This window comes from Ruegeria sp. N11, from assembly GCF_056531525.1.
Genome location: NZ_JBQFLX010000013.1, coordinates 39,075 through 55,600, shown reverse-complemented (window position 1 = coordinate 55,600; position 16,526 = coordinate 39,075). Strand labels below are relative to the sequence as shown.

16 protein-coding genes are annotated in these 16,526 nt (G+C 58.4%); 7 read left to right on the top strand and 9 right to left on the bottom strand.

The window, feature by feature from the left end:
* The first annotated feature begins 40 nt into the window (after positions 1-40).
* Genes ACR0J8_RS14735 through ACR0J8_RS14720 form a run of 4 tightly spaced genes read left to right on the top strand, consistent with a single transcriptional unit; the run spans position 41 to position 3,030 of the window.
* Positions 41-709, top strand: a complete 669-nt coding sequence (locus tag ACR0J8_RS14735; RefSeq protein ID WP_480890884.1) for a cupin domain-containing protein — start codon at positions 41-43, stop codon at positions 707-709.
* Positions 710-712: 3 nt separating this feature from the next.
* Positions 713-1,396, top strand: coding sequence for an SDR family NAD(P)-dependent oxidoreductase (locus tag ACR0J8_RS14730; protein WP_480525809.1), 684 nt, complete (start codon positions 713-715; stop codon positions 1,394-1,396).
* Between the two features lie 3 nt (positions 1,397-1,399).
* On the top strand, positions 1,400-2,461 hold the full coding sequence (locus ACR0J8_RS14725) for a flavin monoamine oxidase family protein (protein ID WP_480890881.1): 1,062 nt from the start codon (positions 1,400-1,402) through the stop codon (positions 2,459-2,461).
* 5 nt (positions 2,462-2,466) lie between these two features.
* On the top strand, positions 2,467-3,030 hold the full coding sequence (locus ACR0J8_RS14720) for a TetR/AcrR family transcriptional regulator (protein WP_480525806.1): 564 nt from the start codon (positions 2,467-2,469) through the stop codon (positions 3,028-3,030).
* A 133-nt stretch (positions 3,031-3,163) separates the two neighbouring features.
* Here the strand turns inward: ACR0J8_RS14720 and ACR0J8_RS14715 are convergent, their stop codons facing one another.
* From ACR0J8_RS14715 to acnA, 6 genes are all read right to left on the bottom strand, one after another.
* On the bottom strand, positions 3,164-4,684 hold the full coding sequence (locus ACR0J8_RS14715) for a tripartite tricarboxylate transporter permease (RefSeq protein ID WP_170679147.1): 1,521 nt from the start codon (positions 4,682-4,684) through the stop codon (positions 3,164-3,166).
* Position 4,685: 1 nt separating this feature from the next.
* Positions 4,686-5,189 (bottom strand): tripartite tricarboxylate transporter TctB family protein, encoded by a 504-nt coding sequence (locus tag ACR0J8_RS14710; RefSeq protein WP_480525804.1) that lies wholly within the window; start codon positions 5,187-5,189, stop codon positions 4,686-4,688.
* A 79-nt stretch (positions 5,190-5,268) separates the two neighbouring features.
* Positions 5,269-6,255 carry a tripartite tricarboxylate transporter substrate binding protein gene (locus tag ACR0J8_RS14705; RefSeq protein ID WP_480525802.1) on the bottom strand — a complete coding sequence of 329 codons (987 nt, stop codon included), beginning with the start codon at positions 6,253-6,255 and terminating at the stop codon, positions 5,269-5,271.
* A 36-nt stretch (positions 6,256-6,291) separates the two neighbouring features.
* Complete coding sequence (gene rraA, locus ACR0J8_RS14700; RefSeq protein WP_170679153.1) at positions 6,292-6,786, bottom strand: ribonuclease E activity regulator RraA; 495 nt, start codon at positions 6,784-6,786, stop codon at positions 6,292-6,294.
* Positions 6,783-7,937 (bottom strand): PrpF domain-containing protein, encoded by a 1,155-nt coding sequence (locus ACR0J8_RS14695; RefSeq protein WP_480890875.1) that lies wholly within the window; start codon positions 7,935-7,937, stop codon positions 6,783-6,785. Before ACR0J8_RS14695 ends, rraA begins: the two co-directional genes overlap by 4 nt.
* Positions 7,937-10,525 carry an aconitate hydratase AcnA gene (gene acnA, locus ACR0J8_RS14690; protein WP_480525798.1) on the bottom strand — a complete coding sequence of 863 codons (2,589 nt, stop codon included), beginning with the start codon at positions 10,523-10,525 and terminating at the stop codon, positions 7,937-7,939. Before acnA ends, ACR0J8_RS14695 begins: the two co-directional genes overlap by 1 nt.
* Before the next feature lie 87 nt (positions 10,526-10,612).
* Here acnA and ACR0J8_RS14685 point away from each other — a divergent pair, with 87 nt between their 5' ends.
* Together ACR0J8_RS14685 and ACR0J8_RS14680 are read left to right on the top strand one after the other, a co-directional pair.
* Complete coding sequence (locus ACR0J8_RS14685; RefSeq protein ID WP_480525796.1) at positions 10,613-11,284, top strand: IclR family transcriptional regulator; 672 nt, start codon at positions 10,613-10,615, stop codon at positions 11,282-11,284.
* Positions 11,285-11,385: 101 nt separating this feature from the next.
* The gene (locus ACR0J8_RS14680) at positions 11,386-12,258 is read left to right on the top strand and encodes an isocitrate lyase/PEP mutase family protein (RefSeq protein ID WP_480525794.1); all 873 of its coding nucleotides are present in this window, start codon (positions 11,386-11,388) and stop codon (positions 12,256-12,258) included.
* Positions 12,259-12,371: 113 nt separating this feature from the next.
* Here ACR0J8_RS14680 and ACR0J8_RS14675 read toward each other — a convergent pair whose 3' ends face one another.
* Positions 12,372-13,535 (bottom strand): aminotransferase, encoded by a 1,164-nt coding sequence (locus tag ACR0J8_RS14675; protein ID WP_480525792.1) that lies wholly within the window; start codon positions 13,533-13,535, stop codon positions 12,372-12,374.
* 11 nt (positions 13,536-13,546) lie between these two features.
* Positions 13,547-14,494 (bottom strand): ornithine cyclodeaminase family protein, encoded by a 948-nt coding sequence (locus ACR0J8_RS14670; protein ID WP_480525791.1) that lies wholly within the window; start codon positions 14,492-14,494, stop codon positions 13,547-13,549.
* A gap of 91 nt (positions 14,495-14,585) precedes the next feature.
* Here ACR0J8_RS14670 and ACR0J8_RS14665 point away from each other — a divergent pair, with 91 nt between their 5' ends.
* Positions 14,586-15,374, top strand: coding sequence for a helix-turn-helix transcriptional regulator (locus ACR0J8_RS14665; RefSeq protein WP_480525789.1), 789 nt, complete (start codon positions 14,586-14,588; stop codon positions 15,372-15,374).
* A gap of 610 nt (positions 15,375-15,984) precedes the next feature.
* On the opposite strand, the gene ACR0J8_RS14660 is transcribed toward ACR0J8_RS14665, so the two are convergent.
* The gene (locus ACR0J8_RS14660; protein WP_480525787.1) at positions 15,985-16,329 is read right to left on the bottom strand and encodes a RidA family protein; all 345 of its coding nucleotides are present in this window, start codon (positions 16,327-16,329) and stop codon (positions 15,985-15,987) included.
* Positions 16,330-16,526 lie beyond the last annotated feature (197 nt).

Genomic DNA, 16,526 nt, shown 5'->3' with positions numbered 1-16,526 from the left:
CGGGTCGTCGGCATCACACATCGCAGAAGGAATCGGACCAATGGAAATAAACTCGGACTTCTCAGATCGCGTTGTAGTTCACTCCGACCAGCTTGCGTGGCAAGCCTCGCCCATGAAGGGTGTAGAGCGCAGGATGCTGGACCGGATCGGAGACGAGGTGGCACGCGCCACCACAATCGTGCGCTATGCGCCGGGCAGTCATTTTTCCGCCCACACTCATACAGGGGGCGAGGAGTTCATCGTTCTTGATGGCGTGTTTCAGGACGAACACGGCGACTTTCCCGAAGGCACCTACGTTCGCAACCCCCCGACCACGCAACATACGCCGGGGTCGGAGCCCGGGTGCACCATCTTTGTCAAACTCTGGCAATTCGACATGGAGGACCGCAACCAGTTCCGCAAGACAATGGCGGATGAGCTGGCCGCGCCGGAAAACGGCGTCGCCACGGCGGTCCTGCACAAAGACAAGCGCGAGGTTGTCACTTATAGCCATCTGGATTCGGGCGCGACGCTGACCTCGGATGCCACAGGAGGCATCGAGGTTCTGATCATCGACGGCTCGGTCACAGAAAGCGGGGATGAACTGGTCAGGAACGACTGGCTGCGCCTGCCCGAAGGTCAAAGCCTGTCAGCCGTTGCAGGGCCTAGTGGTGCCAAAATCTGGATGAAGACCGGTCATCTGCCGTTTGCCCGGCCACCAGCGGTGTAACCGATGACCCGGCAAAAACCCTTGGCACTTGTCGCCGGAGCGGGAGCTGGCCTTGGCCAATCTCTGGTGTCGCGTTTTCAGGCCGAAGGCATGGAGGCGGTTGGTCTTGGCCGTAGCCGTCCGGAAAACCCCGTCGGCGCGTTTCACGAGGTCGATCTGTCCGACCCGGACCTGACCGCACCAATCATTGCAGACCTGATCGCGGAACACGGGCCGCCAAAGATTGTCGTGCACAACACCGCAGAGCTTGTAGTCGCGCCTTTCACAGAAACGTCTCTGGATGACTTTCAGCGCACATGGACCTCGATGGTACAAACCCTGGTCGTGGTGGCGCAATCGGTGATGCAGCCGATGGTCCGTGGTGGCGGCGGTGCCCTGATCGTATCGGGGGCAACCGCCTCGCGGCGCGGCGGGGCCCGTTTTTCGGCCTTTGCCTCGGCCAAGTTTGCCCTGCGCGGACTGACACAATCGCTGGCGCGCGAATACCAGCCGGCGGGTGTTCACGTCGCGCATGTCCTTCTGGACGGCATCATTGATACAGCCCGGTCGCGCGATCGCCACAGTCTGGATCCTACCAAGATGATGAAGCCTGAAGACATCGCGCAGGCCTATTGGCAACTGGCGCAGCAGCCGCGTTCGACCTGGACCCATGAGCTGGACCTGCGCCCCTTGAGTGAGGCGTTCTGAGGCATGCGCACGGATACGCTTATCATTGGTGCAGGGCTTTCGGGTCTCAGCCTGGCGACGCAACTGATGGATCAGGGGCAGGACGTTCTGGTGGCCGAGGCACGCGCCCGTCTGGGCGGGCGCATCCTGACCGAAGCGCAGGGCGACGGTTATTTCGACCTGGGCCCGTCCTGGTTCTGGCCGGGTCAGCCCCGGATTGCCGCGCTGATCGACCAGCTTGGATTGGATCGGTTCGAACAGTTCAGCACCGGCGCGCTGAGTTTCGAGGATGAGCACGGCCGTGTCGAGCGCGGCCGGGGATTTTCATCGATGGAAGGGTCATTTCGCCTGAAAGGCGGCCTTGCCGCCTTGATCGATGCACTGGCAGCCCGAGTGCCTGCCGGACTGATCCACCTGTCCACCCGGATCACCGCGCTGACGCAAACCGAAAACGGAGTGCTGGCCACCACGCAATCGGGTCAGCAGATCAGCGCACAGCGTGCGGTTCTTGCGTTGCCCCCGCGCGTCGCGGTTGAGCTGACTTATTATCCACCTTTACCCAAGCAAACTCGCTCCGCCATGCGCGAGGTCGCGACCTGGATGGCTGGACAGGCAAAGGCGATTGCCGTGCACGACACACCCTTTTGGCGCGAGGCGGGACTGTCGGGCGACGCCATGAGCAGGCGCGGGCCGATGGTGGAAATCCACGACGCTTCGCCCGCCGGAGGCCGTATTTATGCGCTGTTTGGTTTTATTGGCGTTCCACCACACATGCGCGCGGATGAACAGACGTTGCGCCAGCAGGTTCTTGCACAACTGGTGCGCCTGTTTGGCTCAACGGCGGCAAATCCAAATGCGCTTTACATCAAAGATTGGGCATTCGACCCCTTCACCTCTACCGACCTGGACTTGCAACCTCTGTACACGCATCCGCGATACGGATTGCCGCAAGCCATGCGGGGCGTCTGGAGGGATCGAATCATTTTCAGCGGCACGGAAACAGCCGCGCAATTCGGGGGATATCTTGAAGGCGCGCTGGAAGCGGCAGAAACCGCAGCGGCTTTGGTGCGTAGGGAAAGGGTTTAGACGCCATGGAATCAGATACAAAGACGGCTCTGCTGAATTCTGCCGAGCGTGCCGCCCGCAGCAAAGGGTTTGACGGGTTCAGCTACGCTGACCTTGCCAAAGAGGTGGGCATCCGCAAAGCCTCGGTCCATTACCATTTCCCTACCAAAGACGCGCTGACGATTTCGTTGATGGTCCGCTACCACAGCGACCTGTCCGGCCGCTGTGCCGAGATTGAACGGCTGTATGACACGGCGGGCGAGCGGATAAGCGCGTTGATCGCGCTCTATCGCACAGCATTGAATGGCGGAAAAACCCTGTGCCTGTGTGTCTCGTTGATCAGCAGCCGGGAAAGCCTTTCACATGAAGTCACTGATAAAATTCGTGAATTCCGCATCATGATGGTTTCGTGGATCGAAGGGGTCTTTACGTTGGGCAAGGCAGATGGGTCGATCTCGGGCGTTGGTGAACCAGGGGCGGAAGCGCGTGCCGCATTGGCCTTGCTGGAAGGCGCCCATCTGGCCGCGCGGGCCGAGGAAAGCCTGCAAACCTTTGATGACGCAGTGGCAATACTACAGTCGAGATGCTGACACGGGCCTGGTCCTGATCGCACGGGCGCGGCAACGCTTCAATCAAACCATCCAGATGCGGTCGTCCACTGCCGGTGATCCAAACTAGAAACGACGGATTGTTTGGCCCGCGGGCCAAACTAACGCTTGAAACTCAGTCACCATCCGCGACCCCTTCGGCCCGGGCACGCGCGCGGCGGCGGCGGAAGCTAGGCAGCAACACCAGAAGCACGGCAAGAACCAGAAGACCCAAAGTCATCGGCCGCTGCCAGATAAAACTCATGCCATCATAAAGTTGCATCGCGCGCGAAAAGTTGTTCTCAAGCAAGGGTCCAAGAATGAACCCGATCAACAGAGGTGCCAGAGGATAATCGGCAAAGCGCAGGATCGTCGCGCAAACTCCAAAGCCGACCAGGATCAGCAATTCGGTCGCATTGTTCTGCCCGATATATGCCCCCATGAGCGTGAAGAACAAAATGAACGGGATCAGGAAGTTGCGCGGAACGGCCAGTACCTTGGCGATATAAGGGATCAGCGGCAGGTTCAGGATCAGCAGCACCAGATTTCCAAGATACATCGAAATAATGACGGCCCAGAAAATCTGCGGCTCATCGATCATCAGGCGCGGTCCGGGGCTGACATTCAGCGCGATCAGTGCCCCAAGAAGGATCGCTGTGGTACCCGACCCGGGAATGCCCAGCGTCAGAAGCGGTACAAACGACCCGGTACAGGCGGCGTTGTTTGCGCTTTCCGGCGCGGCGATACCCTTGATCTCGCCTTTGCCAAAACGCTCCTGTTCTTCCTTCGGCGCGATGTTGCGTTCCACCGCATAGCCAAGGAAAGAGGCAATCGTCGCCCCCGCCCCCGGGAGAACGCCGATGAAGAACCCTTGAATGGACTGGCGTCCGATGACCGGGGCTATCTTTCTCGCCTCGCTGCGGTCAATTCTCAGGTTCGTGATTTCACCACTATCGCCATCCCCGGTTTTCGACCGGTTGGGGTCCAGAACAAGGTAGATCGCTTCCGGCAAAGCAAACATTGCCATGGCCAGCGTGATGAAACCAAAGCCCGACTGCAGGTCCATGATGCCCATGGTGAAGCGCGGCGCGTTGAACAACACACCTTCGCCCACTGTCGCCATGATCAGACCCAGGAAGGTCATCAACAGCGCTTTGCTGACCTGCCCCGTTCCGGCAAAGGCGGCAATGGCCGAAAGACCGACGACCATCAGCGCGAAATACTCCGAGGAATGAAACAGCAGTGCCACCGAGGCCAGAGCCGGCGCAAAAACCATCAGCAGCACCGCCCCGATCGTGCCCCCGGCAAAGGACGAGATTGCGGCCACGGTCAGCGCCTTGCCAGCCTGCCCTGAACGGGCCAGCGGGTAGCCGTCGAAACTGGTTGCAACTGTCGAGGCCACCCCTGGCGCGTTGATCAGGATCGATGATGTCGATCCTCCGAAGACAGCACCGTAGTAGACGCCAGCCAGCAGGATCAATGCGGCCGACGGGTCGCCGATGGTAATCGCGATCGGGATCATGATCGCAATGATCGACATCGGCCCCAGACCCGGCAGCATGCCAATGAAGGTACCGATCAGACAACCGCCGATCACCATAAGAATGTTTGTGAACGTAAAGGCCGTCGCGAGGCCCATCATGAGTCCTTCAAGCATGTCAGCCTCCGTTTGCCATCGCGTTCAGAAATCCGGGAAACGGGCTGAGGAAAATGCCAAGTATCACTTCCACCAGATACCAGACCACCCCGGCGGCAATGGCACTGACAATGACCATCAGCACGTACCGGCGCTCGCCGAGACTGAAGCTTCCCACCGTGAGAAAGAGGAAGGTCGAGACCAGAAATCCAAGCGGACGCAGCAGCAGCGCATAACCGACCATCAAGGCCACCAGCAGCAACGCCTGACCCAACTTGTATTCATGCAGCTTCGCCAGATTGATGTCCGCCGCATCTTGTTTCTCAGGTGCTTTTTCCAACCCCAGAATAATGGACACCGACATCAGAATAGCACCTATGGCCAACACCTTGGGAAAGCTCGACGGCCAGATTGGGCTGCGCCGCATGATTGGCGGCAACAGGTCGTCCATGGTGAAATAGGCGGTATAGCCATAGGCCAGACAGATCAGAAGAATGACAAGTGCAATCCAGCGATCCAGTGCCATTTCCATCCCCTCCCCTTTTTTTGTTTGAGGTGTCCGGCACACAGCCGGGCACCCGTTTTTCAGGATATCGCAGACCGCGTCAGAGGAAGCCCAGCTTCTTCATCAGGTCGCCGATTTCCTGTTCCTGCTGCTCCAGGAACGTACGGAAATCATCACCGTTGTTGTGGATATCGACCCAACCGTTACGATCTCGGACTTCCACCCATTCCGGCGTGTCGTACATTTTGGTCAACGCATCCTGATACATCGCCAGCTTGTCTTCCGGCAGTCCGGGTGCGGCAAAGAACCCGCGCCAGTTGACGAACGTGGTGTCATTGCCCTGCTCTTTCATGGTCGGAGCATCGGGATAAGCGTCCACACGCTCGTCAGAGGTCACGCCGATTATGCGCACCTCACCGGCCTTGGCCAACTCCACCGCTTCCGAGAAGCCCGTCGAAACGGCCTGTACCTCACCCGACAGCAAACCGGCCATGGTTGCACCGCCGCCGTCATAGGGGACGTATTTCATGGCCACTGGGTCAGCACCGGCCGCCTGAAAAACCATGGCGGCGACCAGATGATCCATACCGCCAGGTACCGAACCACCACCCACGGCAACGCCGTTCGGGTCGGCGTTGAAGGCCTCGATCAACCCGTTCAGGTCCTGAATCGGGCCATCTGCCGCGACCACAAGCGCCGCGTAATCCCCGATGGTCCCGGCCACAAGGGTCAGATCGCGGAAGTTCTGCGGGAAGATGCCCGTTAACGACCGAATCACGATTGGGGTCGAGTTGACCATAAGCGTGCCGTGGTTGCTGTCGGCGTTTTCGATCAGATAACCGATGGCCTTGCCACCGCCGCCGCCTGACATGTTCTCGTAGCTGGCCGATCCGACCAGCCCAGATTCCGTCAGTGCCTCGCCAGTACCACGCGCGGTGCCATCCCAACCGCCGCCGGCACCGCCGGGGATCAGAAAGTGGATACTTTCAACGACTTGTTCCGCGTGCGCCAGCGTTGGCGCGCCAAGTGAAACCGCCGCCACGGCGGCAGCCGCAAATGTCCTGCGGGTTAGATTGAATTTTGCCATGATTTCCTCCCATTGGCTGGCATTTCCTTGTTTTGTTTAAAGTGGTTCCTTCGCAATCAGGATACCGTCTTCATCGCAGTAGATGTAACTTCCGGGCTCGAAGAGCACGCTGCCAAAGGCAACCGGAACGTCTATTGCGCCGATCCCTGTCTTGGCGGACCGAACCGGAGTTACGCCCAGCGCTTTGATGCCAAGGTCGAGCTGCGCCAGACGCTTGCTGTCTCGGACAGCACCATTGATGACGATCCCGGCCCACCCGTTGGCGATCAACCTCTCCGCCATCATGTCCCCCAACATAGCTGTTCGGAGTGACCCACCGCCATCAACTACGATGACACCGCCATTTCCCTGTAAAGTAAAGAGTTTCTCTTGAATCAGACGGGTATCTTCCGCTGTCACAGCAGTATGAATACGCCCCGAAAAGCTGCGTTTTGCACCGTAATCGTTGAACCGTTGCAGTACAGGGCGCACCTTGTCCGGATGGGCATCACTCAGATCCGTCGTAGGTCGGCTGGTCTGGAAACTGGTCAATGCGCTTCCTCCATCAATTCGGATGGGTAAAGGACGGCCCCTTCCATAATTCGCCTCTGCGTGCGGAAAGTACCGGCCGATATTGCCTCGGGTCCCGACGGGCCTGGCCGGACATCCGCGATGGTTGGCAAGTCACCCGATGGGTTTCCAATGCGTAATTCCTGACCCTCAGGTTGCGCGATCCTTTGCACCAGGCTGCCCGGTATCTGGGCTGCAACGGCGGTGCACATGGCCCCCGTCAGAGTAATCGCGCGATGAAAGTTGCCCATCGACACGAGCCGAACATTGATGTCATGGCTGTCCTTTTTGTGCAGGCTGCCATCCAGCGCCGTGAACTCAGCGGGCGCACCGAGCATCGCCACTTTAGGGCTGGATCGTTTTACGCCCTTGCGCGACGGAGCCATTCCCATTGCAACAGCACCAGCAACGCGAATTTCTTCGACCAGAGCCATAAAGTCCGGATCACCATCCAGATCCTGGGGGCGTTCGGTGGCGGTTTTTTGCAGATCAGCAGCGCGGAAAAACACCACCGGATTGGCCGCGTCGATCAGTGAGACCTCCAGCGCTCCGACCCCACGGATCTGTAGCGTATCCAGCGCATTGCCCGTCGGCAGCAGCTTGCCGGTTCCGGCCCCACCGGGTGCAAGGAAATCTATCGTCACTTTCGCCCCGGTTCCCGCCACACCGGGAATTTCAAGCGTGCCCTGTTCGACGGGCTGACCGTCCCGCACCGGAAAGCGCGCGTGATAAACGCCATTGGTATTGGTGCTGAATATGCGGACCAGCGCCTCACTTTGATCCGCTGCAACCTGCACCATGCCTTCCTCAACCGCGAAAGGGCCGACGCAGGAGGACATGTTTCCGCAGGCCGAGCCGTAATCGGCGACCGGTTCGTCCACGGCGATCTGCACGAAGGTATAATCCACGTCCGCATCGTCACGATCCGAAGGCTGGACGATGACCACCTTGGACAAGGACGACAACCCGCCGCCCATCCCGTTCAGCTGGCGCCCGTTGGGGTCGGGGCTTCCCAGGACATGCAGGAAAATGCGATCGCGCGCGGCCCGGTCCCTGGGCAGATCTGCACCGTTGAACACTACAGCCTTGGATGTACCGCCGCGATAAAACGCGGCCCGTAAACGTTCCGCCATCACGCCGCCCCCGCCAGAAATCCGCGGAACGCACGCGGCAGCAGACCGCCCTCGGCAAAGGTCGCACGCTCACCGTCATTGTACAGACGCAAATCCAGCGGCGTGGTATCCGTGCGACCATCCTTTCTGTGGATGGTCAGCTTGGCCTCGGTCAGATCATCGCTGAAGTCGATGTCAAAAGTCTCGGACCCGTCAAGTTGCAGCGTCCTGCGGTTCACGCCCTCCGGGAAACACAGCGGCGCAATCCCCATGTTTACAAGATTCGAGCGGTGGATCCGCTCAAAGCTCTCACAGATCACGGCGCGTATTCCGGCAAGCCAGGGGGCCTTTGCCGCCGTGTCCCGGGAAGAACCGCAGCCATATTCTTTGCCGCCGATCACCACCAGTTTCTGATCCCGGTCCAGATAGGTCTCAATCGCCTTGAAGACCGATGTAACCTCACCTTCAGGCTCGATCCGGGTCCACGAGCCTTCTTTGTCCGGGGTCATCTCGTTGCGCAGACGGTAATTTGCAAAGGTCGAACGAATAACCACATCCGAACATCCCCGGCGGGTCCCGAACGAGTTGAAGTCGCGTTGGGTGACACCCTTTGCCTGAAGGAACTGCCCGGCCTCAGAATCGGTGGTGATGATACCAGACGGCGATATATGGTCGGTCGTGACACTGTCGCCCAGAATGGCCAGCGGACGCAGGCCGCGCAGCGGTTCGATCCCGGCGTTCTCGGGGCGAATGCCTTTCACAAAGGGTGGAAATGAGACATAGGTCGAAGGCACCCATTCATATGTTCCGGTGCCAACCTCCATCGCGTTCCACTGGTAATTCACATCTCCGATTGCAGCGTAGTTGTCGCGAAACTCGTCAGGTGTGACATAAGTCTCGACAATCCGCGCCACCTCATCCGCCGAGGGCCACAGATCATTCAGCATCACCGGCTTGCCGTCCCGGTCCACCCCCAGGGGCTCGGTCGTAATGTCCTTATGGATCGTACCCATCAGCGCATAGGCCACGACCAGCGGCGGCGAGGCAATCATGTTGCGCGAAGCCAGCGGGTGAATGCGCCCGGCAAAGTTCCGGTTCCCGGAAAGGACCGCGATCCCTTTGACATCATTGTCCTTGATCGCCTTTTCGTGATCTGGATGCAGAGGTCCCGACATGCCGTTGCAGGTCGAACAGGAAAATGCCGCAACTTCGAACCCGAGGGCGTCCAAGGGCGCCTGCAGGCCGCTTTCCGCCAGGTATTTAGCCACGACCCGCGAACCCGGAGCCAGCGAAGTTTTGACATGTGGCTTGACAGTCAGGCCGCGCGCCACGGCGTTTCGGGCCACCAGCCCGGCTAGAACCATGTTGCGCGGGTTGGCGGTGTTGGTGCAGCTGGTGATCGCAGCGATGATCACATCGCCGTCACCGATGTCGTGATCGGCATTCGGGACCGGAACCCGACGGTCCGTTTCGCCCTCAAAAGTCAGACGCTCAGCAGCGGCGGACAGGTCAATCCGCTGTTCCGGCCGGGACGGGCCCGAAACGGACCGGCCAACCTTATCGAGGTTCAATTCAATCACCTGCTCGTATTCAATGGCCGCATCCGTACCATCGACCCACAGGTTTTGCGCCTTGCAGTAGCTCTCGGCCAGTGTGGCACTATCACTGCGGCCGGTCTGGCGCAGATACCCGATGGTGCGCTCGTCAACCGGGCAGAACACCATAGTGGAACCATATTCCGGCGCCATGTTTGCAATGGTGGCGCGGTCGGCGACGCTCAGCGCGGAATAACCGGTGCCAAACAGCTCAACAAAGGTGTCGACCACGCCGATGGCGCGCAGTTTCTCGGCGATGACCAGCGCAATGTCAGTGGCGGTGACATCGTCGGACGGGTTGCCCGTTACCTCAAACCCGATGACGCGGGGCACATTGACCGGGGTGGTCTCACCGAACAGCAGCGCTTCGGCCTCTAGCCCCCCAATGCCCCAGCCCATGATCCCCAACGCGTTGATCATCGGCGTGTGGCTGTCAGTGCCAAGGCTGGAGTCCGGGATCAGAACATCAGGGTTCTCGTTGGACGGCAAAACAGTCTGACCGAGATATTCCAGATTGACCTGATGGCAAATCCCACCCCCCGGCGGAATGACCCGTAGCCGTGGGAACCGTGCTTCACAGGCTTTAAGAAAAGCGAAACGTTCGCGGTTGACCTCAAACTCTCGGTCCATGTTCTTGGCCAGCGCAAACTTGTCCGCCCAATGGTTGATCGACATGGAATGGTCGATCACCAGGTCGACCGGCAGGCTCATATCAACTACGTCCGGATTTCCGCCCACCTCCTCCAGCCGGTTGCGCATGGCCATGATGTCGATCAGCGCCGGAATTCCCAGCATGTCGTGCAACAACAGCCGTGCAGGACGGAACGGCACAGCGTCGCCAGAGCGCCGGAGCACATCCAGCGCCGCCGCGCCTCCTTCGGAATGACGCGCAGCATTTTCCGCCAGAACCCTTAGAGAGTATGGAAGCTTTCGAAATTCGGGGCCCAATAGGGCGCAATAGTCCACGGCCCGCAAAGATGTGTTGGCGATCGGTTTGTAGGTTGCGATTGTCACGGTTGCCTCCTGATTTGCTGACAAGCTAGACACCGGCGCCGGATATCAGCAAGATCGAACCGACTCCATTTCACCTGACAGAATGCTATGCCCGCGAACAGAACCGAAGCCGTCGAACGTGCCATGTCCATCCTCAGTGCCTTTTCGACACAGCGCCCAATCATGTCTCTTGCAGAGTTGGCCGAAGAGACAGGCCTGCACAAAAGCACGATCCTACGGCTGACCAACTCGATGATGATTTATGGCTTCATCCAGCGCGATAGTGACGGTATGTTCAGTGTCGGCCCCAGCGTATGGCGGCTGGGGTTGATATTCCGGCGCGATTTCACCAAGCGCGAACACGTCGCGCCATCGCTAAAAATCCTGGCTGAAGCAACTGGGGAAACCGCCTCGTTCTATGTCCGCTCGGGCAATGAACGTATCTGTTTATACAGGGAAAATTCCCCTAACCTGCTGCGATTCCATGTTGAGGAAGGTATGCGCCTGCAATTGTCCACCGGGGCTTCCGGGCTGGTCTTGAGGCATTTCTCGGGCGAGGATGTCGGTGACCTGGCCAAGTTCAACAAAAACGGCACGGTCAGTTCAGTCGGTCAGACAAATCCCAACATCTCCTCTGTCGCGACCCCTGTTTTTGATGCAAACGGCGATCTCATCGGCGCCCTGACAGTGTCCGGTCTGGCCAACAGGTTCGATGCCGAGGCGCGGGCAAATACGGTCCCGCTGCTGGAGAGTCTTGCGCGCAGTCTGACCACGAGCTGACGGCACTGTTTCGCCTGACAGAACGCAACTCACAGCAACTTGCCTCGTACCGCAGGCTTCGCTAGGCAGGCAGGCAGACCATTGAACCGGAGGGCGCGCCGATGATGAACCATGAGATCAACAAAGCATTCCGTGAACGCCTGAACACGGGCAAAGCCGTTCTGATGCCCGGCGCAGCCAATGCTCTTGCGGCACGCGTGATCGACCAGTTGGGGTTTGAGGCCGTCTATATCTCGGGCGCGGGGCTGACCAACACCTATCTGGGCATGCCCGATCTGGGCTTCATCTCGCTGCCCGAGATCGCCCAGCACACATCGGCCATCCGCAACAGCACCGAACTGCCCATTGTGGTTGATGCGGATACCGGCTTCGGCAATGCCCTGAACGTCCACCATACCGTGCGCACGCTGGAACGCGCCGGCGCCAGCGCCATTCAACTTGAGGATCAGGTTAATCCCAAACGCTGCGGTCACTTCTCCGGCAAGGATGTGGTCGATCTGACAGAGGCGCGCAGCCGTATCAAGGCCGCAGCAGACGCCCGCCACGACCCAAACTTCCTTATTGTCGCGCGCACCGATGCCTGTGCGACCCAAGGGTTCGACGCCGCCATTGAACGCGCGGAAGCCTTCATCGAAGACGGGGCTGACATCACATTTATCGAGGCACCGCGCAGCCTTGACGATATTCGCAGCATTCCCAAGCGGCTTGCAGGCACGCCACAGCTGATCAATCTGGTTGTAGGCGGCAAAACTCCAATCATCGAATTCTCTGATCTGGACGAAATGGGGTTTGGCCTGGTCCTATATGCCAATGTCGCGTTGCAGGGCGCACTGAAGGGCATGAACGACGCGCTGTTGATGCTTCAGGCCAACGGCCGCATGGACGAAAGCGGGCCCGTCGCAAGTTTCGAAATCCGTCAGAACGCAGTTCAGAAAGCACATTACGACGAGATGGAGATGCGCTACTCGGAATAAACCGCAAAAGCGGCGTGCCGTTTCTGATCGGCGTTTTGACCCGGTGCGTTGCCAATCGTGCGAAAGGCTGCATCCGGACAACAATAGTCAAACCAGCACCACCAAGCCCGGCTTTATTCTTCCCAGACGTCTGCGACGAAACCACCATCGGCGCGACCAAAGCGGCTTATCAAATACTCTGACAGTTTTTCCAAACCCTCCCGCAGCACATCGGGGTCATTGGCAAAACCGATACGGACATAACCTTCCATGTCAAAGGCGTCGCCCGGGGTCAGCATCACTCCGGTTGTCTGCACCAAGTCGACACAGAATTCGCGTGAGCTGATCGGTATGTCGAGTTTCAACATCGCGGTTGTCCCGGCGCGGGGTTTGACCCAATCAACGCGCGGCTGCTTGGCAATCCAAGCGTCCAGCACAGCAAGATTCCCCCGCGTGATCCGGTGACTGCGGGCCAGAACCTTATGCTGGTTCTCCAATGCGATGGCAGCAAAATGATCGTTGATCATACCGACCGAGATCGTATCGAAATCACGATGGATCAGGATCTGTTCGGTCACCTCTTTCGGGGCCACCACCCAACCGACGCGCAACCCGGCCAGCGAAAACGCTTTCGATGTACTCGCCGTACTGATCCCCTTTTCGTAGATGTCCACAATTGAAGGCGACATGCCGTCGCCCTCCTGCCCGGTGCCGCGATAGACTTCGTCACACAGGACATATGCGCCGACAGAACGGGCAATCTCGGCGATGCCCTGCAGCATCGGCCGTTCGATCAGCGCACCCGTCGGATTGTTGGGGTTTGTCAGGACAATCAGTCTGGTTTCCGGTGTCACCTGTTCACGTAACCGGTCCAGATCAGGCAGGAACGCGTCTTCCGCGCGCAGTGGCAGAATCTGAACATCGGCTCCGATACTGGCGGGGATCGAATAGTGTTGCTGATAGGTCGGCACAATCGAAACCACCCGGTCCCCGCGCGTAACCACTGCCTTATGCACTAGCATATTGGCCGCAATCGTGCCGTGGGTAATGGTGATATCTTCGACGTTGCGATCGTCATAGAGATTTGAAATAGCCTGACGCAGGCGGATTGACCCTTCGATCGCACCGTAGGTCATTTTCATTGGCAGCAGTTCGGACAAGTCGTTTTGATTAAGTCCGGACAGTTGCAACAGTTGATCGATCGTGATGCTGGCCACGCAGGTTTCGGCAAGATTGTAGGTACAGCGGGTTTCCCACTCATTCATCCAGATTTCGACTTTGAACGGTTCGATGAACATGTGCGCTCTCCTCAGGCTGAAGTCTGGTCAAAAACGGCTTTTGCCACAGCGATGTCCTCCAGCCCCAACCCGACAGAGCGGAAGAAGACCGGAGTTCCTGCAATAGGTCGCTGGCATCTGCCGGTGCAAAGTTCCGCAAGATCGCCAAGGATCGCGGTCTTGCTCCAGTTGTGTCGTTCCACGGCAATCAGCATCTCGCCGGCCGCATCAGGGGTTGTTTCCCGGTAGTCGCAATAGACCTGCGCGGATGCCAAAAAGGCCGGATCAACTTCATGCGCGCGGGCAACATTGGTGCTGATCGATGTCACCAGCGCATCGACCGCTATATCTTCCGTGGAAATGACCGGACTACCCGATGACGTGCACAGCATGACAACATTGGCCTGCGCAATAGCCTGCCTGGAACTCGTGGCCAGCTTAGCGTCAGGGCACAGCGTATTCCATGTCGCCTGAGTATCCGCGTTTTCACCCAAACCCGGCGAGTAGATGCGCACCTCTGCCCAGTCGCGCAGACCGGCCACATGGCGCATGTGCGCCTGTGCGACCTGACCTGTTCCGATGATGGCCAGCGTCAGCGGGCGGCCGGTCGGAGCCAGCTCATCCACCGCCAATGCGGTCGTGGCGGCCGTGCGCTCGGTGGTCAGCACGCCTGCGTCGATCAACGCCAATGGCCGACCATCTTCGATGGACATCAGAACAGTCCAGGCGGTGATGATGGGTCCATTGGCGCGCGGCAGGTAAGGCGACAACTTCGCCCCGAACACACCGGCCCCCTCAAGCGCACCGAGATAGGTTATGAAATCGCCGCCCCCCGGAAACTCGGTCACGGTCTGCGGTGGTTGTACCGCACGGGCTTCACCAAGATCGGTGAACAGCGTGCGCATCGCTTGGACCACATCCAGCTTGCCCAGGTGTTCTGAAACCGTTGTATTATCAAGGACAATCGGCGGGTTCGGCATATTGATACTCCTTTGCGGAGTTCGGTATCAGCAACATTATGGTAAAACCATCGTCCCAAGGGATGAGACAACGGTAGGAAGAAGGCCGGATTTGCAGTTAAAGGAGTTCAGCCAATCCATTTCTGAAGTGATCGACGGGCAGGCAAAAAGCGATGCCCTGATCCGGGCCGTCGAATACCTATTTCCGTGCGAGGCGGCATTTGCAGTGCTCAACCGACCCTCAGGGCCTCCGGTTTATCTGGCGGATAGCTACCCAAATCCAGCGTCCAAGGCCGCGGTTCAGCTGTATGTCTCCAGAACCTACCTGCTCAACCCGGTGCACAATGCGATCCGGGCAGGTATCGCCGCAGGGGTATACCGGATGGCCGATCTCGCACCGGATAACTGGGTCGCGACAACGCCGGATGTCATCTCAGATGAGAGCGAAGAGATCAAATTCAGGACGCCCGGCTGGCCCTTCGGTCTGCAGGAAGTTTCAGTCCTGGTCGACATGCCCCAGAGGATCATGGGTGAGGTAAGCCTGGCCCGCAAAGCCACGCCGGACGGTATCCCTCAACAGGATCTGGAAGTTTTGCGATCCGTCCTGCCATTGATCCGGCTGGCATTTCTACGGCTGTCCAGAGAGCAGACGCAAGCGCCGGGTCGGCCATCACCTTCAACGGAGTCTTTTGGCCGTGACGTTCTGACCGCGCGAGAGGCTGAAGTTGTCCAGATGATCCTGAAAGGCCATTCAAGTCTTTCGATCAGCAAGACACTGAGCATAGCGATGCCGACCGTGAAATCACATCGTCGAAATGCGTATGCAAAGCTTGGGATCAGCACTCAATCTCAACTATTTCACGCCTTCGTCGATGGCTTGAACCTCGGGTTCAACGAATGAAAGCCATTGGCATTCAGGTGCCATCACAGCGTCAGTTATTGCACCGAAAGTTCCGGGTTTGACGCGGACCGCGGTACTGCATGTATTGCGAGACGGATCAAAGGATGATCGACGACTTGAGACACGGTGCAGCCGCTTCCCTTGGCATTCTAAACTTGAACGTGAGGTTCGAATGCTTGCCTTTTGTCACTCAGATTTTGGAACCAGGCCATTTGTGAATAAATTCTCAAAACGAACTTCGACCTGAATGATCTCAGGGTACCCTATTCGGATGGCGCGTCGCGTTTCAGTCACGCCTGACTGGTCAATCAGAGTAATTTAGCCGACACACAAGAAAATACACTGCAGAGTGGTTCAGTTTTCCAACATTCTTTGAAAGGTTGGCTGCATAAGACCACGATCTGTTTTTGCCCGCATTTGGCGAAATACAGGCTTCAGAGAACCGAGTCGAATTGATCTTTAATTAAACAGCCACTCACCCACCGGCGCCTATTCCGTTGACGGCCAACGCATTTCACCAAACCCAATGCGGTGAACTTCTTCGAAGAACGACAAACGCAACCGACCGCTTCATGCCTTATGGTCTGGGCAAGACGGTTTGATTGATAAATCAGTCGCAGGCAGCGGTGACGATCATCTCGACCTTTAGAACATCGCGCGCCAGTTTGGCTTCGCCGCACGCGCGGGCCGGAGCGTGGCCCGCCGGCACCCAGGCATCCCAGACTTCGTTCATCTCGGCAAAGTCTGCCATGTCCGCCAGCCAGATCGTGCATTGTAGAACTCGCGTCTTGTCACTGCCCGCTTTGGCCAGCAGATCCTCGACCTTGGCCAGGATATCGCGGGTCTGATCCGCCACAGTGGCCGCATCCGAAGTCTGCCCACACAGATAGGCAACTCCATTGTGCTTGACGATCTTGCTCATGCGTTGGCCGGTTTCGATACGGGTGATTGTCATGTCGGATCTCTCCATCAAGGGACCTTGCGGTCAAATCGGTCAATGCCGAAGGGCGATAGAATGAAACGACTTGATCCGCCAGTCACCAAATCCGCCAGAACCTGCCCTACGACAGGAGCCATCTGTAATCCATGCGCTGAAATCCCGAAAGCGTGAAAGGCGCGCGGCCGACCCGATGACCGGCAGGTTGTCAAGCA